This is a genomic window from Terrabacter sp. BE26 (genome assembly GCF_041941675.1).
Taxonomy (GTDB): Bacteria; Actinomycetota; Actinomycetes; order Actinomycetales; family Dermatophilaceae; genus Terrabacter.
Window position 1 is genome coordinate 110,485 of sequence record NZ_CP090122.1, and the last position, 23,415, is coordinate 133,899.

Consider the following 23,415-nt stretch of genomic DNA (forward strand, 5'->3'; position numbering starts at 1 on the left):
GTTTCTCCATTACAGGAGGCCGACGCCCGCAGGGGTATCGGCAAACCTGCCCATGACGTCCCCGGCACCCGACCCCCTGGTACGTCGGCGCGTTGGGCAGTGCCTGCCCGAGCGCTTCTCGGCCCTTGTCGTCCAGACGTTCGACGACGCCGACGAATGACCTCTGCAGGCTTTTGGCCGCTCCGGAGGGTCGAGGTCGGCTCGTCCCGCGATGGCCGCAAAGGAGCTCACGCCAACAAGGGTGCTCAGTCCGTTCTCCTGCTGGTACCGCCTCGAGGGAACAGCCCTTCAGCGGCGGCCGACCCTGCGGAGGTGCTCGTACGCCTGGCGGACCGCGATCGCGCCCTCTCCCACCGCGGACGCCACCCGCTTGGTCGAGCCGCTGCGCACGTCGCCGACCGCCAGGACGCCCGGCTCCGCGGTGGCGAAGCTCGTCGTGCACCCGTTCTCGCCGTCGCCGGTGAGGATGTACCCCTTCTCGTCCAGCGGGAGCCGTCCCTGCAGCCAGGTGGTGTGCGGCTCCGCGCCGATCATCACGAACAACGCGGTGACCGGGAGGCGGTCTCGGTCATCGGTGTGCAGGTCCCGGACCACCACCGCCTCGAGCGCCCTGTCCCCGACCAGCTCGACGACCTCGGTCGAGCGCCGGACGGTGATCTTCGGGTTGCGCTCGATCCTGTCAGTCAGATACCGGGACATGTCGCGGTTCAGGTCCTCGTGGAGGATCAGGAGGTCGACGTGCGAGGCGTTCCTCGACAGGAAGAGCGCCGCCTGCCCTGCAGAGTTCCCGCCACCGACCACCGCGACGCGGTCGCCGCGGCAGAGCCGGGCCTCGAACTCCGTGGCGGCGTAGTAGACGCTGGGCCCCTCGAGCCGGTCCATGCCGGGGACCTCGAGGCGCCGGTAGCGCACCCCCGTCGCGAGCACGACGGTGTGTGCCTCGACGCTGGCTCCGTCGGCCAGCCGCACGACGAAGTGGCCGTCGATGCGTTCGAGCGACTGGGCCTCGCCGGGGATCGTGAAGGTGGCGCCGAACTTGCGGGCCTGGACCACGGCGCGGTCGGCGAGCTCAGCGCCCGAGATGCCCGCCGGGAAGCCGGGGTAGTTCTCGATCTGGGACGACGTCCCCGCCTGCCCTCCTGTCGCGATGGCGTCGAGCACCACCGTGGAGAGTCCCTCGGCGGCCGCGTTCACCGCAGTCGCCAGACCGGCCGGGCCGGCGCCGACCACCAGCATGTCGTGCGCATCGCGGGACGGCGTGTCCTCCCGCAGACCCAGGAGCTCGGCCAGTTGCCCGAGGCTGGGGTTGCGCAGGACCGTGCGTCCCTTCCAGATCACGACAGGGGTCTCATCGGGCGGGATGCCGAACGCCCGCAGTGTGGCCTCCGCCTCGGGGTCCTCCTCCAGGTCCTCCCAGCGGTACGGGATGCGATTGCGGCTGGCGAAGTCCCTCAGCAAACGGGTCTCGACCGAGTAGCGGGAGCCGATGATCCGCAGGCCTGCGCCGAGGTCGGCGTGGATGTTGCGTCGGAGGATGAGGGCCCTCAGGATCAGGTCGCCCAGCACCCGATCGTGGGTGACCGCCTCCTTGAGCTGGTCGTAGGGCAGCTCCAGCACCTCGACGTCGGTCTGGGCGACGGCGGTGACGTAGACCGCCTGCCCGGTCAGCATCGACAGGTCACCCACGAAGCGACCCCGCGCGTGGACGGCGATCACCCGCGGCTCTGCCTCCGGGGTGTCCTCCTGGACGACCCGGACCTTGCCGTCCAGCACGACGAACAGGCCGCAGTCGCGGTCCCCTTCGCAGAACAGCGTGGAGCCCTTGGGAAGTCGCTTCCGCTCGCCGTAGCGCGAGAGCAGCGTGATCTGCTCGTCGGTGAGCCGCGGATAGGCCCCGCTGGTGTCGGGTGTCTCAGGCAGGTCCGACAGGTCCGACAGGTCGAGCTCAGACGAACTGCTCGTCGGCATAGCACCACCTCCAGTACTCCCCCGGTTCGATCGATCTCACGATGACGTGGCCCGTCGTGGCGGCGTGGGCGTGCGCGTGGCGCATTGGGGACGAGTCGCAGCAGGCCACCTCACCGCACGTCAGGCACTGCCGCAGGTGCACCCAGGGGGTGCCCAGACGCAGGCACTCCTCGCATCCCCGAGTCCTGGGCGGCCCGACCTTGCGGACGAGCGGCAGGTGCGGGTCCGGGATCAGCCGACCCGGAATCGCCGTCATCGTGGGTCGTCCTTGCTCGACGGGTCCTTGTCGTGGGTGGGCTCTGCCTCTTCCTTGGGCAGGTGCTCGTTGAGCCATGACCGCAGAGCCTGCGCGGGAGCGGCGCCGACCTGCTTGTCGACCACCTTGCCGTGGTGCATGAGGACCAGCGTCGGGATCGCCTGGACCTCGAAGCGGCGGCTCACCTCCGGCGCCTCGTCCGCGTTGACCTTGACCAGCTTCAACGAGCCTGCGAGCTCCGTGGCGAGCTGCTCCAGAGCCGGGCTGACCATGCGGCACGGACCGCACCACGGCGCCCACACGTCGACGAGCACCGGGATGGTCGACTCATCCGCCACAGCGGTGAAGTCGGCATCGGAGGTGTCGACCACCCACGGGAGTGGCTTGTGGCAGTTCCCGCAGCGGGGCGCCCCGTCTGCCGCGGCGGGCACTCGGTTCTTCGTGCTGCAGTTGGGGCACACCACGACCTTGGTCGGGGTATTCACCGTCGTACTCATGCCACTGCCTTCTTCTGGTTGTCGGGTTGCCTTGGAACGACGGTGAGCTCGCCGTCGGCGACGTCGATCACGATGGTCGAGTCCTCGGGCAGGTCGCCCCGCAGGAGCGCGCGGGCCACGCGGGTCTCCACCTCACGGGAGATGAACCGCCGCAGGGGGCGAGCTCCGTATGCCGGGTCGAAGCCCTGCTCGGCCATGAACCGCCGGGCCTGCTCCGTGGCTTCGAGCGTGATCCGCTGCTCCGCCAGCCGTTCCCTCAGCTCGCCCAGCTGCAGGTCGACGATGCGCTCGATCTCGGTGAACGTCAGCGGCTTGAACAGCACGATCTCGTCGATCCGGTTCAGGAACTCCGGCCGGAAGTGGGAGCGCAGTGCGCTCATCACCAGGGTGCGGGCCTCCGACTTCACCTCGCCGTCGGGAGTGACCCCCTCGAGCAGGTATTCGGACCCGATGTTCGACGTCATGATGATGACGGTGTTGCGGAAGTCGACCGTGCGACCGTGGGAGTCCGTGAGCCGCCCGTCGTCGAGCACCTGGAGCAGGATGTTGAAGACGTCGACGTGGGCCTTCTCGATCTCGTCGAGCAGGACCACCGAGTAGTGCTTGCGCCGAACCGCCTCGGTCAGCTGGCCGCCCTCCTCGAATCCGACGTATCCCGGCGGGGCCCCCACGAGCCGGCTCACGGTGTGCCGCTCCTGGTACTCGCTCATGTCGATGCGGATGATGTTCTCCTCGCTGTCGAAGAGGGCCTGCGCGAGCGCCTTGGCGAGCTCGGTCTTGCCCACGCCGGTTGGGCCGAGGAAGACGAAGGAGCCGATCGGTCGGGCCGGGTTCTTGATGCCGGACCGCGCCCGCACGACCGCGTCGGTCACCAGCTGCACAGCCTCGTCCTGGCCGATCACCCGCTCGTGCAGCACCTCGTCGAGGCGCAGGATCTTCTCCCGCTCGCCCTCCTGGAGCCGGCTCACCGGGATGCCCGTCCACCGCGCCACGATGGCGGCGATCTCGTCCGCGGTGACGACCTCACGGAGCAGGCGCCTTCCGGCCTGCTTGGCCGCGAGGCGTTCCTCGGCCGCCTGTAGCCGTCGCTCGAGCTCGGGCAGCTTGCCGTGGCGCAGGCTCGCGGCCCGGTTCAGGTCGTACTCCCGCTCAGCACGCTCGCTCTCCAGGCGAACCTGCTCGATCTCCTGCCGCAGCGCCTGGACCTCGCGCAGCGCCTGGCGCTCCGCTTCCCACTGGGCCCGCATGGCGTCGGCCTCGGCCTTGAGGTCGGCCAGCTCCTTGCGCAGCTCCTCGAGGCGGCGCCGGCTGGCCGGATCCGTCTCCTGGGCCACCGCGGCCTCCTCGATCTCCAGCCGGGTGACCCGGCGGGTGAGCTCGTCGAGCTCCGCGGGCATCGAGTCGATGTCGGTGCGCAGCATCGCGCAGGCCTCGTCGACCAGGTCGATGGCCTTGTCGGGCAGGAAGCGGTCGGAGATGTAGCGGTGGCTCAGGGTGACCGCGGCGACCAGGGCGCCGTCGTGGATCTTGACGCCGTGGAAGACCTCGAAGCGCTCGCGCAGCCCCCGGAGGATCGACAGGGCGTCCTCGACGCTCGGCTCGTCGACCATGACCGGCTGGAACCGGCGCTCGAGGGCAGCGTCCTTCTCGATGTGGGAGCGGTACTCGTCGAGGGTCGTGGCCCCGATCATGTGCAGCTCGCCGCGGGCCAGCATGGGCTTGAGCATCTGGCCCGCGTCCATCCCGCCTTCGGACGCGCCGGCCCCGACCACGGTGTGCAGCTCGTCCACGAACAGCAGGATCTTGCCCTCGGCGGCCAGCACCTCGTTGAGGACGGCCTTGAGCCGTTCCTCGAACTCACCGCGGTACTTCGCACCGGCGACGAGAGAACCCATGTCCAGGGCGAAGACGGTCTTGTCCCGCAGTCCCTCGGGCACGTCTCCGTTGTGGATCCGCTGGGCCAGGCCCTCGACGATTGCGGTCTTGCCCACCCCGGGCTCGCCGATCAGCACCGGGTTGTTCTTGCTCTTGCGGGACAGGATCTGGATGGTGCGACGGATCTCCGTGTCCCGGCCGATGACCGGCTCCAACCGGTCGTTGGCCGCATCCGCGACGAGGTCGCGACCGTACTTGGCGAGGGCCTCGTAGGTCCCCTCCGGGGTGGCAGACGTGACCCGCTGGGAGCCCCTCACCGCTGTCAGGGTCTGCAGGAACGAGTCGCGCGTGACGCCGTGCTGCGCGAGGATCCGGCTGGCTGCCGAGCCGGATCCCTCGTCCAAGAGCGCGATCACCAGGTGCTCGACGGACACGTACTCGTCCTTGAGCCTGCTGGCTTCCTTCGCCGCGGCCTCGAGGACGCGGTTCAGTCTCGGGGTGACGTACACCTTGCCGGGCTCGGCGCCGGACCCCGTCACGCGGGGGCGCTTCTCGAGCTCGGCCACCACGTCCTCCCGCAGCCGGTCCACGTCCGCACCTGCCCGGGCCAGCAGCGGCGGAACCAACCCCTCGCTCTGCTCCAGCAGCGCCAGCAGGAGGTGTTCACCGTCCACCTCCTGGTGACCGAACCGGAGCGCCTTGGTCTGGGCGTCGTGGAGTGCCTCCTGCGACTTCTGCGTGAGCTGGTTCAGGTCCATGGAACTCCCCGATCTGAGTGTGAGTGCGGTCGTGCTCTCTCGAGGTCTGAGATCCGGTCGAGAAGATCCATCACCAGGCCGAGCGAGGAGTACGTGAGGTTCAGCCGCAGGTGCAGTCGCTGGACCGTGGCCATCTCCCGGACCTGGGCCGGGTCGAACCAGAGGTTGCCCTCGGCGTCCCGGGTGATGTCGAGCAGCCCGAGCGCCACCAGCCGGCGGACCAGCTCGGGGTGCACCCCGGTGATCCGGGCATAGCTGTCCAGGCTGAGGCGGTAGGGGCGGGCGAGAGCCCATCTAGTCCCGTTCGGCGTACCGGTTGGTCGCCCATTGCTCGTCTCGGTCATCGCGAACTCCTTGGGTCGAAGGTCGAGGCCTTGGCGAGCTGCTCGAACAGCTCGCGTTCCTTCTTCGACGGTGACGGGGGCACCCGGATCTGCACCTCGGCATACAGGTCACCTGGCTTGCCCCGCTTGTTCGGCAGCCCGCGTCCCTTCAGCCGCAGCCGACGGTGGCTCGAGGTGCCGGCCGGGACGTTGACGGTGGCGGTTCCGCCGGGGGTGTCGATGTCCACCGACGAACCGAGCGCGGCCTCCCACGGCGCGAGGGACACCAGCATGTGCAGGTCTCGGCCCTCGAGCCGGTAGCGAGGATGGGGCGCGATGCGGACGATGAGGTAGAGGTCGCCGGTCTCGCCTCCGCCGGATCCCTGACCGCCCTGGCCGCGCAGCCGGATCCGCTGGCCGTCCACGACGCCGGCTGGAATGTTCACGTCGATGGTCCGGGGACCGTCGGGGCCGTTGATCGACAGGGTGCGCTGGGTCCCGTTGTACGCCTCCTCGACGGTCACCTCCATCTCGGTCTCGTGGTCGGAGCCGGAGACCGGTCCCCATCCGCCGCGGCCGGGGCCGCGCCCACCGAAGATGCCGCCGAGCAGGTCCTCTATGTCCACGTCCCCGGCGCCCGAGTACCGGAAGCCGTCGGAGGGACCGCCACCGCCGCCCCAGCCCCTCGGTCGCCCACCGCCGGCGCCGGCCCCGGCCCCGGCATAGGCGCGCGCCCGACGGTAGGCGTCCGGGTCGACGTCGGGAGCGACGCGCCGGAAGTCCTCACCGAACGCGTCGTACCGGCGGCGCTGGTCGGGGTCGGAGAGCACGTCGTACGCCTCGGAGAGCTCCTTGAATTCTTCCTCCGCCTGAGGCTCTTTGTTGACGTCGGGGTGGAGCGTGCGGGCACGCTTGCGATACGCCCTCTGGATCTCCGACTGGTCGGCGTCGCGGGACAGCCCTAGGACCTCGTAGAAGTCCCGGGCCATCACTCGCCCCTGGTCGCCACGACGACCGAGGCCGGCCGCAGAATCCTGTCGTCGGTCCCGTAGCCGGCCCGGACGACGTGCGCGACCGTGCCGGGAACGAGGTTCTCGTCGGCGATGGTGCTGACGGCTTCGTGGTGGGCGGGGTCGAATGGTTTGCCGGTCTCGTTGTCCCTCGGGGGGAAGCCCAGGTCCGTCAGGACCGCGAGCGCCTGCTGGCGCACGGCGCGCACGCCTTCGACGATCTGGCCCGGGTCGGAGGAGGCGTGCTCGAGTGCACGCTCGAGGCTGTCGAGGATCGGCAACCAGCGGGCTGCCACTGACGTCCGCTCCTGCTCCCGGGCGCGGACGACGTCCTTGGCACACCGCTTGCGGAAGTTCTCCAGCTCCGCAGCGGTGCGGCGCCACGAGTCCTCGAGCTCGGCGATCTGCTTCTCGGTCTTGGCGGCGCTGTCGACGACGCTCTCGTCGGCCGGTTCCTCTTCCGGGGTTGCTTGCTCGGACATGTCGATGACGCTCAGTGCGTCGTGAACTCGGCGTCGATCACATCGTCGGAGTCGTCGCCCGGTCCAGCCTGCCCGGAGCCGGTCGACCCACCGGTGGGGCCGGCGCCGCCGGCGCCGCTCTGGGCAGATGTGCTCAGGGCCTGGAGCATCTGGTGCAGCTCGCCCGTGAGCGACCGCAGGCGGTCGATCGGTGCCTGCTCGTCGAGAGCCGTGCGCGCGTCGTTGACCAGCATCTCCGCGCGGGCGCGGTCGTGCTCGGGGACGGCGTCACCGGCCTGCTCGAGCCGGTGCTGGACTTGGTAGGTCACGGAGTCGAGCTCGTTGCGGGCGTCGACGAGCTCACGGAGCTGGGCGTCCTCGCTACGGTGTGCCTCGGCGTCGGCGACCATACGGCCGACCTCCTCCTGGCTCAGGGTCGAGGTCTCGCTGATGGTGACCTCCTGCTCGGCGCCGGTGTCCTTGTCCTTGGCCGAGACGTGCAGGATGCCGTTGGCGTCGATGTCGAAGGTGACCTCGATCTGCGGCTCCCCTCGGGGCGCCGGACGGATGTTCTCCAGCCGGAACCGTGCGAGCACCCGGTTGTCGCTGGCCCGCTCCCGCTCGCCTTGGAGGACCACCACGTCCACCGCCTCCTGGTTGTCCGCGGCGGTACTGAAGACCTCGGTGCGACGCGCCGGGATCGTGGTGTTGCGCTCGATGACCTTCGTCATCACCCCGCCCTGCGTCTCCAACCCCAGCGAGAGCGGTGTGACGTCGAGGAGCAGGACGTCCTTGACGTCGCCCTTGATCACCGCGGCCTGCACGGCCGCGCCGACTGCCACGACCTCGTCCGGGTTGACGGTCATGTTGGGTTCCTTGCCACCGGTCAACCGGCGGACCAGGTTCTGCACCGCGGGGATTCGCGTCGAACCCCCAACGAGGATGACTTCGTCGATGTCGTCCGCAGTGACCTTCGCATCATCCATGGCCTGCTTGACCGGCCCCATGCAGCGTTCCACGAGGTCCGCGGTGAGCTGCTCGAACGTGGAGCGCATCAGGTTGACGTTCAGGTGCTTGGGACCGGAGGCGTCGGCCGTCACGAACGGCAGGTTCACGGCTGTCTGCGTGACGGACGACAGCTCGACCTTGGCCTTCTCGGCCGCCTCGAACAGGCGCTGGAGGGCTTGCGGGTCCTGCCGCAGGTCGATGCCGTTCTCCTTCTTGAACTCATCCGCGAGGTGGTCCACGATGCGGCGGTCGAAGTCGTCCCCACCGAGGTGGGTGTCGCCTGCCGTGGAGCGGACCTCCACCACGCCCTCACCGATGGTCAGGATGCTGACATCGAAGGTCCCGCCGCCGAGGTCGAAGACGAGGATCGTCTCGTTCTCGAGCTTGTCCATGCCGTACGCCAGGGCTGCAGCCGTGGGCTCGTTGATGATCCGGAGCACCTCGAGCCCGGCGATCTTGCCCGCATCCTTGGTGGCCTGCCGTTGTGCGTCGTTGAAGTGCGCGGGCACGGTGATGACCGCTTCGGTGACCCGCTCGCCGAGCGCCTTGCCGGCATCGTCCGCCAGCTTGCGGAGGATCTGTGCCGAGATCTCCTCCGGCGCGTACAGCTTGCCGCGGACCGAGAAGCGGACGGCCCCGTCGGGCCCGGCGACGACGTCGTACGAGACGGTGTTGATCTCGCTCTGCACCTCGTCGTACTTCCGGCCGATGAAGCGCTTGGCCGAGTAGATGGTGCCCTTCGGATTCAGGATCGCCTGCCGCCGTGCCATCTGGCCCACGAGTCGTTCACCGCTCTCGAGGAACGCGACGACGGACGGGGTGGTCCGGTTCCCTTCGGCGTTGGGGACGACCTGGGGCTGGCCGCCTTCCATCGCCGCGATCACCGAGTTGGTCGTTCCCAGATCGATACCTACAGCCCTGCCCATGGCGCACTCCGTTCGCTCGATGTCGGACCCAGCCACGCTCCGCTGTGCACGGCACGGGGCATCCCGTGAAGGGGTTCATCGGCCCGGCCGCCGTTTCGGTCGCCGGTGTCCGGTCTCCGGCGGGTTCGTACCTCGATTACACACGGCACGACTGGCGGTGGGTATCGGCAGACCTGCCGATATCCGTCGGGAGCGAGCAGGCGAACTGGGTCGATCTGCCGATAGCGGGCCTGGCTGCCGGGCTGCTGCCATTAGGACCGAGATCCGCTCGGCTGCGGCCGCGGTCCGCATCATCCTGAGGAGAACGTCGACATGCGCATAGGCCTCATCGCCCCTCCCGGCGTACCAGTGCCCCCTCCCGCCTACGGCGGCACGGAGTCCGTCATTGACCGGCTGGCGCGTGGACTGGTCCGCGCCGGCCATGAGGTCCTGCTGGCTGCGGCACGCAACAGCACTTCCCCGGTGCGGCGGGTCAGCGGCACGGTCGACGCCCCGCAGTCGGCACCAGTGTTGGTCGACACGAACACCGACCTGCGCCACGTCCTCACGAGCTACGCCGCCATGACGGACGTCGATGTGGTGCACGACCACACCCTGGCCGGCCCCTTGTGCGGTCGTGCGCCGGTCGGCACGCCCGTGGTGGCGACTGCACACGGGCCCTTCGACGAGATGCTGGGGCCGCTGTACCGGGCCATGCGAGGAGTTGCCCTGGTGGCCATCTCACACCACCAGGCGACCACCGCGGACGGAGCGCCCGTGGCCGGCGTGATACACCACGGCCTGGACGTGGACTCCGTGCCGGAGGGCCCAGGAGACGCGGGGTACGCCAGCTTTCTCGGACGGATGTCGCCGGAGAAGGGATGCCGCGAAGCGGCACTGGTGGCGCGTGCCGCGGGCGTACCGCTGCGCATGGCCGCCAAGGTCCGGGAACCGGCCGAGCGGGAGTACTTCGAGGCTGAGGTGAAGCCGCTCCTGTGCTCCGACGTCGAGTTCCTGGGCGAGCTGGGCTTCGACGAGAAGCTGGAGCTCGTCGGAGCTTCGTTCGCCCTGCTGAACCCCATGCAGTGGGCCGAGCCCTTCGGCCTCGTCATGATCGAGGCACTCGCCGCGGGGACCCCTGTCGTCGCTACGCCGGTCGGCTCCGCCCCCGAGCTCGTGGAGGAGGGCGTCACGGGTTACCTCGCCACGGGCGTCCCGGCGTTGGCCGCCGCGCTCCTGGAGGTCCCACGACTCGACCGTGCGACCTGTCGTGCGGTCGCCGCCCGCCGGTTCAGCAGCGACCGCATGGTCGCCGAGCACGTCCGGCTCTACGAGGAGCTCCTGTCCGGTCCGGTGCCCCGCTACCGCCCACGAAGCAGCAGAGGGGTGTCCGCGGCCTGACCAGCCGCGGAGGTGACCGGCCGAGACCCCGTCACGACCCCTGTCCGAGGTGGTGCGTGGGGGCTTGGTCGGCGAGCTGGGGACGGAGCTTCGGCCCGGGGTCGACATGGACCCGGCCGCGCCCGAAGGCGTCGATCCGGCCCCAGCGACCAGGGATGTCCAGCAGTTCGATGCGGCCGATGCCGACCGGCAGCGCCGGGTCGACGACCAGATGGTCTCCTACGGGTTCGAGCCCCAGCATCGTACGCAGGAGGAGCAGTGGCGTTCCTGTGGACCATGCCTGTGGGCTGCACGCCGTCGGGTACTGGACCGGGTACCTGGTCAGTCCGCGTTCGTAGCCGCCGAAGGCCTCCGGCAGGCGACCGTCGTAGAAATCGGCCGCATCCAGGATGCCTGCCGCGACACGGGCGGCGTCGGCGGTGAAACCGTAGCGACGCAGCCCCCAGGCGATGAAGGAGTTGTCGAAGGGCCAGACCGTCCCGACGTGGTAGCCGATCGGGTTGTACCTGACCTCGCCCTCGGCCAGCGTACGCACTCCCCAGCCGGAGAACAGCCGTGGCCCGAGCAGGTGTCCGGCGATCGCCGCCGCCCTGTCGGTGTCGACGATGCCGCTCCACAAAAGGTGGCCGATGTTGGAGGTGAGGGCATCCACCTTGGCTCCGTCGGCGTCCAAAGCCAGCGCGTAGTACTCCCCGTCCTCGACCCAGAAGTCACGGTTGAACCGGGTCTTGAGGTCAGCGGCCTGTCGCTCGAGCGAGTCGGCGTAGGCGGGGTCGTTCCAGAACTGCCGAGCGAGGCGAGCGCCTCGCATCTTCGCGTCGTACGCGTAGCCCTGCAGCTCACAGGTGGCCCGCGGGAAGCCCGGCAGCCGGCCGTCGCTGTAGCAGATCGAGTCCCAGGAGTCCTTCCAGCACTGGTTCTCCAGACCGGTGTCCTCGTTGCGTCGTTGGTAGGCGATGTAGCCGTTGTCCTGCAGGTCGGCGTAGTCGTCGATCCAGCTGAGGGCGGCTCGCGCCTCCATCTCGAAGTCGCGCACCAGCTGAGCGTCTCCCGTCCATCGCTCGTACTCGTCCATGAGGACCACGTACAGAGGTGTGGCGTCGACGCTGCCGTAGTACGGGGAATGCGGTCGCTCCTGGAACGCCGTCATCTCGCCGTATCGCACCTCGTGCAGGATGCGGCCCGGGTCCTCGTCGCGGAAGTCGTCCACCCGGTTCCCCTGCCAGTCGCCCAGCACCCGCAAGGTCGTCGACGCCAGCTCCGGAGTGAACGGCAAGGCCTGCAGGCTGGTGAAGATGCTGTCGCGGCCGAACATCGTCATGAACCAGGGCAGGCCCGCCGCGGGCACGTTCTGCGCGTTCGCGATCAGTGGCGAGAACCGCAGTGCCGCAAGGTCCACCAGGCTGCGCCGGTAGGTCGTGACGAGGGCGTCCCAGTCACAGGTCAGGCCCGGCGCGTCGGCGATCCAGTGCTCGAGGTCCGCCAGCACCTCTCGCCTCTCGTCGGCGGACTCCCGAGGCCTGAGCGGACGCCCGCCGGGACCGAGGCTGGCGACACGGACGTCGAGCTCGGTGCTCCACGAACTGTGCGGCTCGATCTGGATGCGGAACTGCAGGCCGCCGTCATCGAGCTCGGCTGGTTCGGTCGAGGACACGGTGGTGGTGCGGCGGAAGCTCCCGCGCTCGTAGGACATGACCAGCTGGCCGCCTGCCGCGTCGACGGAGCTGGTGCCCTTCTTCTCCAGAGCGTCCTTGATCTCGAACAGGTCCGCGAAGTCGGCCGCTGCGTCCATCCGAATCGTCAGCGCGACTGGGTCCACGTCGTGGTTGAGAACCGCGAGCTGCTCCCGAAAACCGTCGGTGACCGCCCGCTGGCGGATGACCGTGGTCTTCGCGTCGACGTACACGGTGCCGGAGCCGGGCACCAGGAAGAACCGGGTCTCGAAGTAGTGCAGGTCATCGGTGGACAGCGCGGTCAGCCGCTCCCCGTCCACCGTGAGCACCCAGCGCGAGAGGAACCTCGTGTCGAGCGCGAACAGCCCGGACGGGTCGGTGGCGGAGGCTTGGATGTCACCCTGCGCGTCACTCACCACGAAGGTGTTGCCATGGAGGATCTGGACGAGGTGCTCAGCCATCGACTGCGCCTCCTTGGGGTGGGTAACTGCGGCCGGCGGCGGCAGCACGTTGACGGCGGAACAGCCGCTGCGCCAGCACCATCAGCTCCCGGTCCCCCTCGACCGCCACCGCGCCGCGCAGGAGTGCCGCGAGGGCGCTCGTTCGACCCGTGATGACGTCGTTGCAGACGCCGCGCTCCGCGATGATCACGCAGTCAGCGGGCTCGTCGCTCGCCGTCACCCTGATGTCGCCGTGGATGATCCGGACCAGCCGGTGGTCGGTGTGGTCGCCGTCGACGATGTCCCAGCGCAGCGTGGCTCTGAGCCTCTTCAGTGTCGGTTCGCGTCCGTTCCGCGCCAACTCCTCGAAGAACTCATCGGTCGCATCCATCATCGAGTCCTTCCTTCCGACCCATTCGCACCGCGCCGGCGAACGAGGGATCCGCCGGCGCGGACCCCTCGCCACCTCCCGGTCGTCGAGTCATGAACCCCCTACGGCGGCAGCGTGGGGAGCCTTGGCGAACTCCTGGATGATCCGCTCATTGAAAGCCGGGATGTCGTCCGGCATCCGACTGGTGGTGATGGAGCCGTCGGTGACCACCTGCTCGTCGACCACGGTCGCTCCGGCGTTGCGCAGGTCGGTACGCACGCTCGGCCAGGAGGTCAGCGTTCGACCGCGCGCCCGGTCGGTCTCCACGAAGTGCCACGGCCCGTGGCAGATCGCCGCCACCGGCTTGCCGGAGTCGATGAAGTCCCGCACGAAGCTGACCGCCGTGGGGTCCATCCGGAGCTTGTCCGGGTTCACGGTGCCGCCCGGGAGCAGCAGCGCGTCGTACTCGTCGGGCGACGCATCCTTGACCAGCCGGTCCACGGTGAAGGTGCCGGCGTCCTCCAGGTCGAACTTGCGCGCAGCGATCTCACCGGTCTTGATCGACAGCAACGTGGTCCGTGCGCCGGCTTCGTCCAGCGCCTGGCGGGGCTGCTCGAGCTCCACCCGCTCCACTCCGTCGGTGGCCAGGATCGCGACTCGTCGTCCGCTCAGCTCTCCGGCCATGTCAGACACCCGCCCCTGCCATGTCGGGGTGCAGCACGATCTTGGTCCAGCCCTCGTCCCGGGCGTCGAAGTGCTTGTAGCCCTCGGGCGCCTCGTCCAGCGTGAGTTCGTGGCTGACGATCCAGGAGGGCTTCGCCTTGCCTGCGGCGATGAGGTCGCGCAGCGCGCGGTTGTACCGCTTGACCGGACACTGCCCGGTGCCCATCTTCTGGCCGCGGAACCAGTGCTCGCCGTAGTCGAAGGCGACGAACCCCTCCTTGTACAGCGGGTCCGGCGAACCCGGATCCTGCGGGACGAAGACGCCGACCACGCCGATCTCCCCGGTGAACCGCACCGACTTGACCAGCCGGTTGAGCGTCATGTTCGGGTGCTCGTGGCCCTGGGTGTCGTGCGCCTGGTAGCCCACGCACTCGCAGCCGTTGTCGGCGCCGAGCCCCATCGTCATCTCGAGAACGGCTTCGACCGGGTCGACCTTGGAGTCGTCGATCGCGATGGCGCCGATCTCCTCGGCGAGCCGCAGCCGGTCGGGGTGCCGGTCGACCACCATCACCTTGCTGGCGCCCTTGATCGTCGCCGAGAGGGCCGCCATCAACCCCACCGGGCCGGCGCCGTAGATGACCGTCTGGTCGCCGGGCTTCACGTTGGCCATCTCGGTGGCGTGGTAACCGGTCGGGAAGATGTCGGCGAGCATCACGTAGTCGGTCTGCTTCTCTGCGGCGTCCTCCCCCAGGCGCAGACAGTTGAAGTCCCCCCATGGCACGCGGAGAAGTTCGGCCTGCCCTCCCGGCCACGGGCCCATGTCGGCGAAGCCGTAGGCCGCACCTGCCCAGTTGGGCACCGGCTGCGCGGTGAGGCAGTAGTTGGTCAGTCCCCGCTCACAGTTCTTGCAGTGCCCGCACGCGACGTTGAACGGCAGGACGACGTACTCACCGACCTTGACCTTGTCGACGCCATCGCCAACCTCGACGACCTGGCCCATGTTCTCATGCCCGAACCAGCGACCGGGTTCGAAGTCGGTCCGACCCTCATACATGTGCAGGTCCGAGCCACAGATGTTCGCCGACGTGATCCGCACCAATACGTCGGTCGGCCGCTCGATCCGGGCGTCCGGCACATCCTTGACACTGACCTTCCGGGGCCCGTCGTACACCACTGCCTTCATGCTGCCTCCTCGTCGCCAGTTGAGCAGCCGCCCGCCGCTCGGGCGGCCGTCTCCATTACAGGCGGAGGACGTCCGGGGCCGGTATCGGCAGAAGTGCCGATACCGGCTGGCGACAGGCGGTTCGGCGTCGCCGCCCTGGGTACGAGGGAGGTGCCCTTCGATCTGAAACTCTCCGCCGCCGCTCACGAGCATGCGGGCCTGGCACCGCCCGGAGCTCGCGTCCGCTTCCGGCTGCGAGTCGCGGAAGGAAACGCCGTGCCGAACGATGTGCCGATAACCGAGATGATCGACATCGCGGCGTCCCCGGTTCCGTTGCTGGAACGGGCACGAGGCCTGGTGGAGAGCCTGGACCGGTGGCTGCCCGTCGAAGCCATCTGGTTGACCCTGTCCGACCCCGGGTCGCACGTCTACGCGACCGTCGGAATCACCGGGCTGGAGCGACCCGTCCTCGACTACCTCGATCGTCCGACGGTGGCGCGGGAGATCCAGCTGGCCGAGCTCAACCACGACCGCGCGCCCGTCGCCGTGACGGAGCTGCCGGTCCCCATCGAGAACCACCCCACGTGGGCGGAGTGCCTGATCCCGGCCGGCTTTCGCGACGGTCTGGCAGTGCCACTCGTCGAGCCCGGTGGCCCCTACCTCGGGATGCTCAGCCTGCTGTACTCCAGTACCCAGCCACCGTCCGGTGTGGTGCGTGACAGCATCGGGCAGCTCGCTCCGTTGATCGCGCGGGCAGTGTCCCCGCTGCGTTCACTGCTCGCGACCGCGCGCCTCGTGCGGGGTGCGACGGCCGGCGCCGTGCTGCTCCGAGACGGCAGCACCTACCCGCTGCCAGGACTCGAACACCACCCGTCGCTCGTCGACTCGGTGGTCCTCGACATCGCCCGGCAGACGCTGCTGGCCGGTGAGGTGTACCGGTCCTTCATGTGGCCGTCGCAGCACAGCCACGGCCCCGCCCATCACGCGCGCATCACCGTCCTCGCGGCAGCCGACGCACCGGCTTTCGTGCTCGGCACCCTTCTGCTGACACCAGATGCCGAGTGCCGTGGCCTCACGCCCCGCGAGATGCAGGTGCTGGGGCTGATCGTCGACGGCCACTCGAACCAGCAGATCGCGACCCAACTCACCGTCGCCCCCCGGACCGTGGCCGCTCACGTGGAGCACATCCTGCACAAGCTGGAGGTGCCGACGAGGACCATGGCGGCGGTCCAGGCAGAGCGGGATGGTTGCTACGTCCCCGCAGCACTCCTGACGGCGGTCAAGGCCCCAATGCTCCCAGTTCGAGTGACCACGCAGGCACCGACCGCGCTCCTCGGTTGATGCGGGGGTTGAGCAAGGCGCCCAGGACGACGGGCGCGAGCGGCTCTGTCCGCTCCACATGTGCGCGCGGCTCGGCTGCGAGCCCAGCCGCGAGTCACAGGGCGAGCTGCGGCGAGTTCTCCCTCCTCCTGAGCGCCCTCACTCTTCGCAGTGCCTGGACGATCGAGCCGCCGACAAGCCCTCCCGCTGCGCCTACGCCCACTGCACCAAATGCGTCGTGCGCGTTGCTGTAGGCCAGGACGTCGCTGCAAGACATACCGCCAAGATGGCTGCACGAATCAGCAGGTCGGCCCATAGCTCGCTGCGCATTTGCTCCCCCATCGCTACTCAACATTTGATCATCAACCAGTAGACCCGCGTACATATCGAGGCTGAGCAAGCACGGTGGCCGCGCGATGACCGAGGCCGCCTGCAATGGCCTGGAGGGCGGCTAGGCCTTCGACGCTTGGCAGATCCGGAACCACCTCGGGGCCGAAGACCGACCTCGTCGAGGTCTACAGCCCGGCCGGCCCAGCGACGCGGTCGCCGTATCCGAGCGCCCGATCTCGCCAGCCCAGTCCGAGCGCCAGAAGCCCATGGGCATCGTCCGAGAGCGACAGTCGCTGCGCGGCGGTTTCCGCTCGTGACGCTGGCTGCGCGCTGTGATCGAGTCAGACACGTTGATGCGTCGGCGTTGGGGCGAGCTCGACCCCGGGCCAGTGGTTAGGGTGATCACGTCGAGTCAAAAGGGAGCGTCCGCATGCCAGACACCGGAGCCGCCCAGCACATCCCGGGCGTGGGTACCGTGTACCTCGCGGTGAGCGACCAGGACCGCGCGCTGGCCTTCTACCGCGACAAGCTCGGCTTCGAGGTGCGCACGGACACGGACTTCGGCGAGGGCTTCCGATGGATTGAGGTAGCTCCCGTCGGTGCCTACACGGTGGTCGCCCTCGTCCTGCCGATGCGCGAAGGGGACCCGCAGCCAGGCGGCCAAGCCCCGTTTGGCTTCGACACGCCCAACCTCGCAGCAGCGATGGCGGAGTTCCACTCGCGCGGCGTCGACTTCGAGGACGTGAGGACCGGCGAGGGGCCGGTGCCACCAATGGCATACCTCCGTGACCCCGACGGTAATCGCATCCTCCTGGTCGAAGAGACCACGCGCTGACGGTCGCAGGCTTGCGGATCTGTCGCTGATCGGTCGTGCCGAGGTGCGGCCGCTCGGGTCGCCCGGGCGCGGACCGGTGCCTTGCCGCGTACCGTGAAGGGCATGGAGTTCGGAGTCGGATATTTCGCCACCCACGACGCCATGGAGCCGGGCGCCCTCGCTGCCCTGGTGGAGGAGGCGGGGCAGGAGTCCCTCTTCTTCGCCGAGCACACCCACATCCCAGCGGCCCGAACCACGCCGTACGAGAACGGGGGCGAGCTGCCCCGCAAGTACTGGCACACCCACGACCTGTTCGTCACCCTCACCGCCGCGGCCGTCGCGACCTCCCGCCTGCGGGTCGGCAGCGGCGTCTGCCTCGTCGCCCAGCGCGACCCGATCATCACCGCCAAACAGGTCGCCAGCGTCGACGTGCTCTCCGGCGGGCGGATGGAGTTCGGCGTCGGAGCCGGCTGGAACCGCGAGGAGATGAAGAACCACGGCACCCACCCGCGCAGCCGGATGGCCGTGTTGCGCGAGCGCGTCGAGGCGATGAAGCAGATCTGGACCCAGGACGAGGCGAGCTACCACGGCGAGCACGTCAGCTTCGACCGGATCTGGTCCTGGCCCAAGCCCGCCCAGCGCCCGCACCCACCCGTGCTCGTCGGAGGTCTCGGACCGACGGTGCACGAGCGGGTGCTCGCCTTCGGCGACGCGTGGTTCCCCAACCACGCCCCGACCGTCCTCGAGCGGGCCCGCGAGCTGCGCGCACGTGCCGACCGCCACATCGACCTCATGGTGATGGGCGTGCCGGCCGACCCACGCGTGCTCGAGCAGTACGAGCAGGCCGGCTTCCAGCGGGTCGTGCACTGGCTGCCGTCCTACCCGCGTGGTCCGGTCGAGCGGGCCCTGGACGAGTGGGAGTCCGCGATCGCCGACCTGCACGGCGAGTAGACCGCCCACCGCCCGTCAGGCCGGCCCCTACTGCAGGGGAAACGGCGGCTGTGACCACCAGGGTTGCGATTCGACGCTGACGTGGTCGACCCACTTGACCCACCAGAAACCCCGGCGTCCGGGCGCGATCAACCGGACCGGCGCGCCGTGGCCGGCCGTCAGCAGGGTGCCGCCGACGTGGGTGGCCAGCAGCAGCACGGAGGTGTCCTCGGGTGGGAAGCGTCTCGTGTACCCGGTCACCGAACGGACGGCGACAGATCCGTGGTCCGGGGTCCCGAGCAGGGTGTCCAGCCTGACGCCGCGCCACGTCTGCTCGGCCCACCACCCGCCCGTGCAGTCCAGGACCGCCACCTGCGTCGCTCCACTCATCGCCAGAAGCTCTCGGTGGGACAGTGCAGTCGTCGGCTCACCGGGCCGGCTGACCCGGAGTGCGTACGTGTCGAGGTCGATGCGGGCCACGTCGTCGGTGAACCACTGCGTGACCGGCATCGTGGAGGGGACGCCTGAGCCCACCTCGTAGGACCCGGTCGCCCGACGGCGTTCACCTGGGAGACCCGCCACCGACGTGACGGACTCCGCCGCGCCGTACGCCAGTGCCGCGGCGCCACCGACCGCGAGGGCTCTCAACGCGGTTCGCCGGGAAAGGTCGCTCGGACGCGGTCGCTGCGCGCGGCGCGCCACGTGGAGCAGCACGAGTGGCGCGACCGCGACGGCGGAGGCGACGTGCACGGCCAGCACACGGATGCCCCCGACCTCGAGGGGACCGAGCATGGCATGCAGCACCCCGGCAAGCAGGCTGACAGTGACGACCACCGCCAAGGCGAGCGCGACCGTGTGCCGACGCCGCCGCCGGAGTCCACGTCGCACGATGACGGTCTTCCACGGGACGAGCACCAGAATGCCCAGGCCCAAGGTGCCGTGCACCACGCTCACGACCCTGGACTGCGGCGAGCCCTCGACCCCGAACGCCAACCAACCGGTGACAAAGGCTCCCGCCAGCAGCAGGAGCAGGGCGAGGTTCGTCTGCCGGCTGGGCCGGGAAAGCACGACCATCTGTCAAGTGTGCCGCGCTCCCCCACGACCTCGCCCGCGCCAGTTCGCCGCAGCGGCAGGCCAGGACGTCACGGTCGCCGTAGACACCGGCCCGGACCACCGTGCGGTGGTCGCACGGTTCCAGCGACCTCGATCCGGCCCGTGAGAGTCACCAGACTCACCGGCTGGGTGGGCCGGGCGTGAGCGCGCTTGCCAGGTAGGGCCGTAGGGCGTCGGCCCAGCGCGCGCTCGTGGCTGGCAGGTCGGCAAGCCTTGCGGTGCTGGCTCGGTGGTGCGAGCGGCGAACGACATGGCTGCCGCCGCAGCGAGGGCGAGCAGATCGCCCGGGTCACGGGTTCGCAACACCGGATCGGTATCCGCCAGTTGCGCGGTGGCGAGCTCGCTGCCGCTCATCGAGCAGTCAAGGGCGAGCAGGGCGTGGTCCATCCACGGCGCGCCGCGTCGGGTCCGGGCCCAGTCGATGACGACGACCCGGTCGCCGGTGAGCATGACGTTGTCGGCGCGGATGTCCCAGTGCAGCAGGGCCTGCCCGTCGATGAGGGCCGCCCGCTCGGCGTGCCCGGTCAGTTCGTCGTGGTGCGCCGCCCACCACGGGTCCAGCAGGTGCAGCGGGGCCTCAAGTTCTCGCCAGCGGGTCAGGAAGATCGGCGAGGACTCCCTGGCCGCCGGCAAACCGTGCAGGTCGGTCGCGTCCAGCACCGGCCGCAGCTCTCGAAGGGCCTCACCGACCCGCCGAAGATCCTCGCGGCGCCAGCGCGGGCGGCGGCGCCCCGGGCAGGTCCTCCACCAGCAGGGCCACCAAGTCCCCGTCGTCGTAGACGTCGAGCAGCCTAGGCAGGCACGGGTGGGTCGGCAGCGCGGCGAGCACGCGCGCCGAGTCGTTGCCCCACTCAGCGATGCACGCGTGGCGACGCGTACGCATACCCGATGCGCTCCCCTACCGCGTGGCCCCCAACCGTCATGCCCGGAGCATGCCGACTCCGCGGTACCGGCTCAACTCCAATCCCGACAACCTCGCTTTCGGACACCGACTCCGCCGGCTCCGAGCGGCATGCCCCTGCAGGGCGACCGTCAACGCGAGGCGTCGACTGCACTGATGGGCTACGGTCCGGTCGGTATGGACCTTCCTTGGCCTTTGACCGACGGCCGTGTGAGCGTGCGGCCAGCCGACGACGCCGACGCCGCCGCGCTCCTGGCATACAAACGTCGCCCGCAGTGCCAGGCCTACGTCGCCCGCACCGTCGACACCCTCGACGAGACGAGAGCCCTGATCGCCGACCGGCTCTCGCAGCCCGACTCGCTGCTGTGTGCGGTCGTCCTCGACGGGCAGGTCGTCGGCGACATCGGCGGCCGCACATACCGGCCGGAGTCCCTCGGGCCCGAGCCTGCCGTCCACGACTTCTACCTCGGCTACACGATCAACCCCGACCACTGGCACCAGGGGCTCGCCAGCGCAGCAACCGCGCTGCTGATCACGGCCCTGCATGATGCCGGGATCCGGCGGATCGTGGCGAAGACCTTCGCCGAGAACGCCGCGTCCATCCGAGTCCTGACCAAGAACGCGTTCCGCCTCGAGGGCACCGAACGCTGCGCGGTGCTGGGCAGGGACGGCCGCTGGCTCGACGACTGCACCCTGGCCCATCTGGCCGAGTGACCCACCCCCTGCCGCGACGCCTGCCACTCCCCTGCCGGGGACGAACTCGGCGACCGCTTTCACCCACTACCGGGGACTCAGCTCCCGCCGACGTGTGTGGCGGCGCAGGCGCCGAGCAAGCCGGGCGACGGCTCGCTGCCTCCGGCCTACCCTCGTGACTGAGGCGAGCGCTAGGCGCGCCCGTGCGCGGTGACGTCGACGGTGCCGGAGTCGATGACGTCGAGGGCGATGTCGCGGAGTTTGTGGTTGGTGTTCAGACTGGCGATCCGCAGTAGATCCGGCACTGCCTTCTCGCACCGCGATATCGAAGGTGGCGACTAAACGACCAAGGGTTCGTGTAGGCCGACAGGCAGCAGGGAGGCTCATGGAACTACTCTCTCTGCGACATACCTGCCCTGACGAAAGTGCGCCTTACAGGGTAAGCGAAGCGACACCTCGCTTCGTCGCCGCCCGGCCGCTGCCAAAGCACGAGGAGGATGACCATGAGATCGCAGTTGCACACCCCACCCAGCCGGTCAGTGCCCGAGCGGGCCCCGGGCCGATTGGTCCGCGAGGCCGTCATGTCGGGTCCCGGAGGTCGCCTGTGAGCGCGGATGGCGGTCGCCGGCAGCGGGCTCGTGGTGGCCGGGGACGCGGCTCCCGACGGTCTCAGGAACTTCCCGCCCTGCCACGCGACGGCCTGCGGATCGTTCCCCTGGGTGGCCTGGGTGAGATCGGCCGGAACATGACGGTCTTCGAGCACGCCGGACGGTTGCTCGTCGTCGACTGCGGCGTCCTGTTCCCTGAGGAGCACCAGCCGGGCGTCGATGTGATCCTGCCTGACTTCTCGTGGATCCGAGACCGCCTCGACAAGGTCGACGCCATCGTGCTCACACACGGCCACGAGGACCACATCGGGGGCGTGCCCTACCTGCTGCGTGAGCGGCCGGACATCCCGGTCGTCGGTTCTCGCCTGACGCTCGCCTTTCTCGAGGCGAAGCTGCAGGAGCACCGCATCACCCCCGTCACCGTGCAGGTGAGCGAGGACGACCGACGCACCTTCGGGCCCTTCGACTGCGAGTTCGTCGCCGTCAACCACTCGATCCCCGACGGGCTCGCCGTCGCCATCCGCACTGCCGCCGGCCTCGTGCTGCACACCGGCGACTTCAAGATGGACCAGTTCCCACTCGATGGCCGGGTCACCGACCTGCGCGCCTTCGCCCGCCTCGGCGAGGAAGGCGTCGACCTCTTCCTGGTCGACTCGACCAACGCGGAGGTCCCCGGCTTCACCGTGTCCGAGGGCGAGCTGACCCCGGCGATCGAAGCCGTGTTCCGGACGACGCCCGGCCGGGTCATCGTGTCGAGCTTCGCCAGTCACGTTCACCGCATCCAGCAGGTCCTCGACGCGGCCCGCGACCACGGACGGAAGGTGGCCTTCGTCGGCCGCTCGATGGTGCGCAACATGGGTATCGCGGCCGAGCTCGGCTACCTGAACATCCCCAAGGGTCTGGTCGTCGACCTGAAGCAGCTCGAGCGCCTACCCGCCGAACAGATCGCTTTGATCTGCACGGGGTCGCAGGGTGAGCCGCTCGCTGCCCTGTCGAGGATGGCCAATCGGGACCACCCCATCCGTGTCACCGAGGGCGACACGGTGCTGCTGGCCAGCTCCTTGATCCCGGGCAACGAGAACGCGATCTACCGGGTGATCAACGAGCTCACCCGTTGGGGTGCCAAAGTGGTGCACAAGGGAAACGCCAAGGTGCATGTCTCGGGCCACGCCAGTGCCGGCGAGCTGGCCTACTGCTACAACATCGTCCAGCCCTCGAACGTGCTGCCGGTTCACGGGGAGTGGCGTCACCTGCGGGCCAACGCGGACCTCGCGATCCGCACCGGTGTCGACGCGAAGCGCGCCCTCATCGCCCATGACGGCGCCGTCATCGACCTCGTCGACGGCACGGCGAGCCTTACCGGCACCGTCCCCGCGGGGCTCGTCTACGTCGATGCCATGACCGTCGGCGGCGCCACCGAGGCCTCCCTGCACGTGCGCCGCACCCTCGCCGAGGAAGGGGTCATCACCATCGTGTGCATCGTCGACCCCGCCACCGGCAAGCTCACCGAGGAGCCCGACTACCTCGCCCACGGGTTCGAACACGCACCCGGCGACTTCGCCAAGGCCACCCCGGCCATCCAGAAGGCCCTCACCACCGCCACCAAGGAAGGCATCGAGGACCTCGAGCAGGTCGAGGACCTCGTCCGGCAAGCGATGTCCACGTGGGTGCACCGACAGGCCCGCCGAAGCCCCCTCATCATCCCGGTCATCGTCGACGCGTGAGCCGCCCTCAGGCACAGTCACAGCCGCAGACACAGGGAGCGGTCACTCCTGCGCGCCCACCGGGGCCACACATGGGGTAGACGGACGTCCTCGTCGGGGCCCGACAGGGCGCGCCGGACGTCGCGCCGGGCGCCTGACATCCCGAAAGGCGATGGCGAGGCGTCACGCTTCAACCCTCGCCGGACCGAGGAATCAATGCCCCGGCTGAAAAC

At 69.4% G+C, this 23,415-nt stretch carries 20 protein-coding genes; 6 read left to right on the top strand and 14 right to left on the bottom strand.

Annotation, left to right across the window (positions count from 1 at the left end; translation table 11 throughout):
• Positions 1-288: 288 nt before the first annotated feature.
• Genes LQK93_RS00540 through dnaK form a run of 8 tightly spaced genes read right to left on the bottom strand, consistent with a single transcriptional unit; the run spans position 289 to position 9,082 of the window.
• Complete coding sequence (locus LQK93_RS00540; protein WP_374969639.1) at positions 289-1,968, bottom strand: FAD-dependent oxidoreductase; 1,680 nt, start codon at positions 1,966-1,968, stop codon at positions 289-291.
• The gene (locus tag LQK93_RS00545) at positions 1,946-2,224 is read right to left on the bottom strand and encodes a UBP-type zinc finger domain-containing protein (RefSeq protein WP_374969640.1); all 279 of its coding nucleotides are present in this window, start codon (positions 2,222-2,224) and stop codon (positions 1,946-1,948) included. Before LQK93_RS00545 ends, LQK93_RS00540 begins: the two co-directional genes overlap by 23 nt.
• On the bottom strand, positions 2,221-2,721 hold the full coding sequence (gene trxA / locus LQK93_RS00550; protein ID WP_374969641.1) for a thioredoxin: 501 nt from the start codon (positions 2,719-2,721) through the stop codon (positions 2,221-2,223). Before trxA ends, LQK93_RS00545 begins: the two co-directional genes overlap by 4 nt.
• Entirely contained in the window at positions 2,718-5,354 is a 2,637-nt protein-coding gene (gene clpB, locus LQK93_RS00555; RefSeq protein WP_374969642.1) for an ATP-dependent chaperone ClpB, read from the bottom strand. Before clpB ends, trxA begins: the two co-directional genes overlap by 4 nt.
• Positions 5,345-5,698, bottom strand: a complete 354-nt coding sequence (locus LQK93_RS00560) for a chaperone modulator CbpM (protein ID WP_374969643.1) — start codon at positions 5,696-5,698, stop codon at positions 5,345-5,347. Before LQK93_RS00560 ends, clpB begins: the two co-directional genes overlap by 10 nt.
• A complete protein-coding gene (locus LQK93_RS00565) occupies positions 5,695-6,666 on the bottom strand; it encodes a DnaJ C-terminal domain-containing protein (protein ID WP_374969644.1) in 972 nt (323 codons plus the stop codon). The genes LQK93_RS00560 and LQK93_RS00565 overlap by 4 nt, the downstream gene beginning before the upstream one ends.
• Positions 6,666-7,169, bottom strand: a complete 504-nt coding sequence (locus tag LQK93_RS00570) for a nucleotide exchange factor GrpE (RefSeq protein ID WP_374969645.1) — start codon at positions 7,167-7,169, stop codon at positions 6,666-6,668. Before LQK93_RS00570 ends, LQK93_RS00565 begins: the two co-directional genes overlap by 1 nt.
• 11 nt (positions 7,170-7,180) lie before the next feature.
• The gene (dnaK, locus tag LQK93_RS00575; protein WP_374969646.1) at positions 7,181-9,082 is read right to left on the bottom strand and encodes a molecular chaperone DnaK; all 1,902 of its coding nucleotides are present in this window, start codon (positions 9,080-9,082) and stop codon (positions 7,181-7,183) included.
• A 312-nt stretch (positions 9,083-9,394) separates the two neighbouring features.
• Between dnaK and LQK93_RS00580 the strand changes: the two genes are divergently transcribed.
• On the top strand, positions 9,395-10,462 hold the full coding sequence (locus LQK93_RS00580; protein ID WP_374969647.1) for a glycosyltransferase family 4 protein: 1,068 nt from the start codon (positions 9,395-9,397) through the stop codon (positions 10,460-10,462).
• A gap of 31 nt (positions 10,463-10,493) precedes the next feature.
• On the opposite strand, the gene LQK93_RS00585 is transcribed toward LQK93_RS00580, so the two are convergent.
• The 4 genes from LQK93_RS00585 to LQK93_RS00600 form a co-directional block, all read right to left on the bottom strand.
• Positions 10,494-12,596 carry a glycogen debranching N-terminal domain-containing protein gene (locus tag LQK93_RS00585; protein ID WP_374969648.1) on the bottom strand — a complete coding sequence of 701 codons (2,103 nt, stop codon included), beginning with the start codon at positions 12,594-12,596 and terminating at the stop codon, positions 10,494-10,496.
• Positions 12,589-12,969 carry an SCP2 sterol-binding domain-containing protein gene (locus tag LQK93_RS00590; protein ID WP_374969649.1) on the bottom strand — a complete coding sequence of 127 codons (381 nt, stop codon included), beginning with the start codon at positions 12,967-12,969 and terminating at the stop codon, positions 12,589-12,591. The genes LQK93_RS00585 and LQK93_RS00590 overlap by 8 nt, the downstream gene beginning before the upstream one ends.
• 87 nt (positions 12,970-13,056) lie before the next feature.
• A complete protein-coding gene (locus LQK93_RS00595; RefSeq protein WP_374971557.1) occupies positions 13,057-13,629 on the bottom strand; it encodes a type 1 glutamine amidotransferase domain-containing protein in 573 nt (190 codons plus the stop codon).
• Position 13,630: 1 nt separating this feature from the next.
• A complete protein-coding gene (locus LQK93_RS00600; RefSeq protein ID WP_374969650.1) occupies positions 13,631-14,977 on the bottom strand; it encodes a glutathione-independent formaldehyde dehydrogenase in 1,347 nt (448 codons plus the stop codon).
• A gap of 69 nt (positions 14,978-15,046) precedes the next feature.
• On the opposite strand from LQK93_RS00600, the gene LQK93_RS00605 reads away from it, so the two are divergent.
• From LQK93_RS00605 to LQK93_RS00615, 3 genes are all read left to right on the top strand, one after another.
• Complete coding sequence (locus LQK93_RS00605; RefSeq protein ID WP_374969651.1) at positions 15,047-16,111, top strand: response regulator transcription factor; 1,065 nt, start codon at positions 15,047-15,049, stop codon at positions 16,109-16,111.
• 739 nt (positions 16,112-16,850) lie between these two features.
• Positions 16,851-17,255, top strand: coding sequence for a VOC family protein (locus LQK93_RS00610; protein ID WP_374969652.1), 405 nt, complete (start codon positions 16,851-16,853; stop codon positions 17,253-17,255).
• Positions 17,256-17,357: 102 nt separating this feature from the next.
• On the top strand, positions 17,358-18,185 hold the full coding sequence (locus LQK93_RS00615) for an LLM class F420-dependent oxidoreductase (RefSeq protein WP_374969653.1): 828 nt from the start codon (positions 17,358-17,360) through the stop codon (positions 18,183-18,185).
• A 27-nt stretch (positions 18,186-18,212) separates the two neighbouring features.
• Here the strand turns inward: LQK93_RS00615 and LQK93_RS00620 are convergent, their stop codons facing one another.
• Together LQK93_RS00620 and LQK93_RS00625 are read right to left on the bottom strand one after the other, a co-directional pair.
• On the bottom strand, positions 18,213-19,238 hold the full coding sequence (locus tag LQK93_RS00620) for a molybdopterin-dependent oxidoreductase (protein WP_374969654.1): 1,026 nt from the start codon (positions 19,236-19,238) through the stop codon (positions 18,213-18,215).
• 3 nt (positions 19,239-19,241) lie between these two features.
• The gene (locus tag LQK93_RS00625) at positions 19,242-19,937 is read right to left on the bottom strand and encodes a phosphotransferase family protein (RefSeq protein WP_374969655.1); all 696 of its coding nucleotides are present in this window, start codon (positions 19,935-19,937) and stop codon (positions 19,242-19,244) included.
• A 451-nt stretch (positions 19,938-20,388) separates the two neighbouring features.
• On the opposite strand from LQK93_RS00625, the gene LQK93_RS00630 reads away from it, so the two are divergent.
• Together LQK93_RS00630 and LQK93_RS00635 are read left to right on the top strand one after the other, a co-directional pair.
• Entirely contained in the window at positions 20,389-20,892 is a 504-nt protein-coding gene (locus LQK93_RS00630; protein ID WP_374969656.1) for a GNAT family N-acetyltransferase, read from the top strand.
• A gap of 724 nt (positions 20,893-21,616) precedes the next feature.
• Complete coding sequence (locus LQK93_RS00635; RefSeq protein WP_374969657.1) at positions 21,617-23,203, top strand: ribonuclease J; 1,587 nt, start codon at positions 21,617-21,619, stop codon at positions 23,201-23,203.
• The last annotated feature ends 212 nt before the right edge of the window (positions 23,204-23,415 follow it).

Bases quoted from the DNA above. Each gene is read 5' to 3' on its own strand.
- LQK93_RS00615 (WP_374969653.1), top strand. From the start codon at position 17,358: ATGGAGTTCGGAGTCGGATATTTCGCCACCCACGACGCCATGGAGCCG.
- LQK93_RS00560 (WP_374969643.1), bottom strand. From the start codon at position 5,698: ATGACCGAGACGAGCAATGGGCGACCAACCGGTACGCCGAACGGGACT.
- dnaK (WP_374969646.1), bottom strand. From the start codon at position 9,082: ATGGGCAGGGCTGTAGGTATCGATCTGGGAACGACCAACTCGGTGATC.
- LQK93_RS00540 (WP_374969639.1), bottom strand. From the start codon at position 1,968: ATGCCGACGAGCAGTTCGTCTGAGCTCGACCTGTCGGACCTGTCGGAC.
- LQK93_RS00595 (WP_374971557.1), bottom strand. From the start codon at position 13,629: ATGGCCGGAGAGCTGAGCGGACGACGAGTCGCGATCCTGGCCACCGAC.
- LQK93_RS00565 (WP_374969644.1), bottom strand. From the start codon at position 6,666: ATGGCCCGGGACTTCTACGAGGTCCTAGGGCTGTCCCGCGACGCCGAC.
- LQK93_RS00580 (WP_374969647.1), top strand. From the start codon at position 9,395: ATGCGCATAGGCCTCATCGCCCCTCCCGGCGTACCAGTGCCCCCTCCC.
- LQK93_RS00585 (WP_374969648.1), bottom strand. From the start codon at position 12,596: ATGGCTGAGCACCTCGTCCAGATCCTCCATGGCAACACCTTCGTGGTG.
- LQK93_RS00635 (WP_374969657.1), top strand. From the start codon at position 21,617: ATGACGGTCTTCGAGCACGCCGGACGGTTGCTCGTCGTCGACTGCGGC.
- clpB (WP_374969642.1), bottom strand. From the start codon at position 5,354: ATGGACCTGAACCAGCTCACGCAGAAGTCGCAGGAGGCACTCCACGAC.
- trxA (WP_374969641.1), bottom strand. From the start codon at position 2,721: ATGAGTACGACGGTGAATACCCCGACCAAGGTCGTGGTGTGCCCCAAC.
- LQK93_RS00570 (WP_374969645.1), bottom strand. From the start codon at position 7,169: ATGTCCGAGCAAGCAACCCCGGAAGAGGAACCGGCCGACGAGAGCGTC.
- LQK93_RS00590 (WP_374969649.1), bottom strand. From the start codon at position 12,969: ATGATGGATGCGACCGATGAGTTCTTCGAGGAGTTGGCGCGGAACGGA.
- LQK93_RS00620 (WP_374969654.1), bottom strand. From the start codon at position 19,238: ATGGTCGTGCTTTCCCGGCCCAGCCGGCAGACGAACCTCGCCCTGCTC.
- LQK93_RS00610 (WP_374969652.1), top strand. From the start codon at position 16,851: ATGCCAGACACCGGAGCCGCCCAGCACATCCCGGGCGTGGGTACCGTG.
- LQK93_RS00545 (WP_374969640.1), bottom strand. From the start codon at position 2,224: ATGACGGCGATTCCGGGTCGGCTGATCCCGGACCCGCACCTGCCGCTC.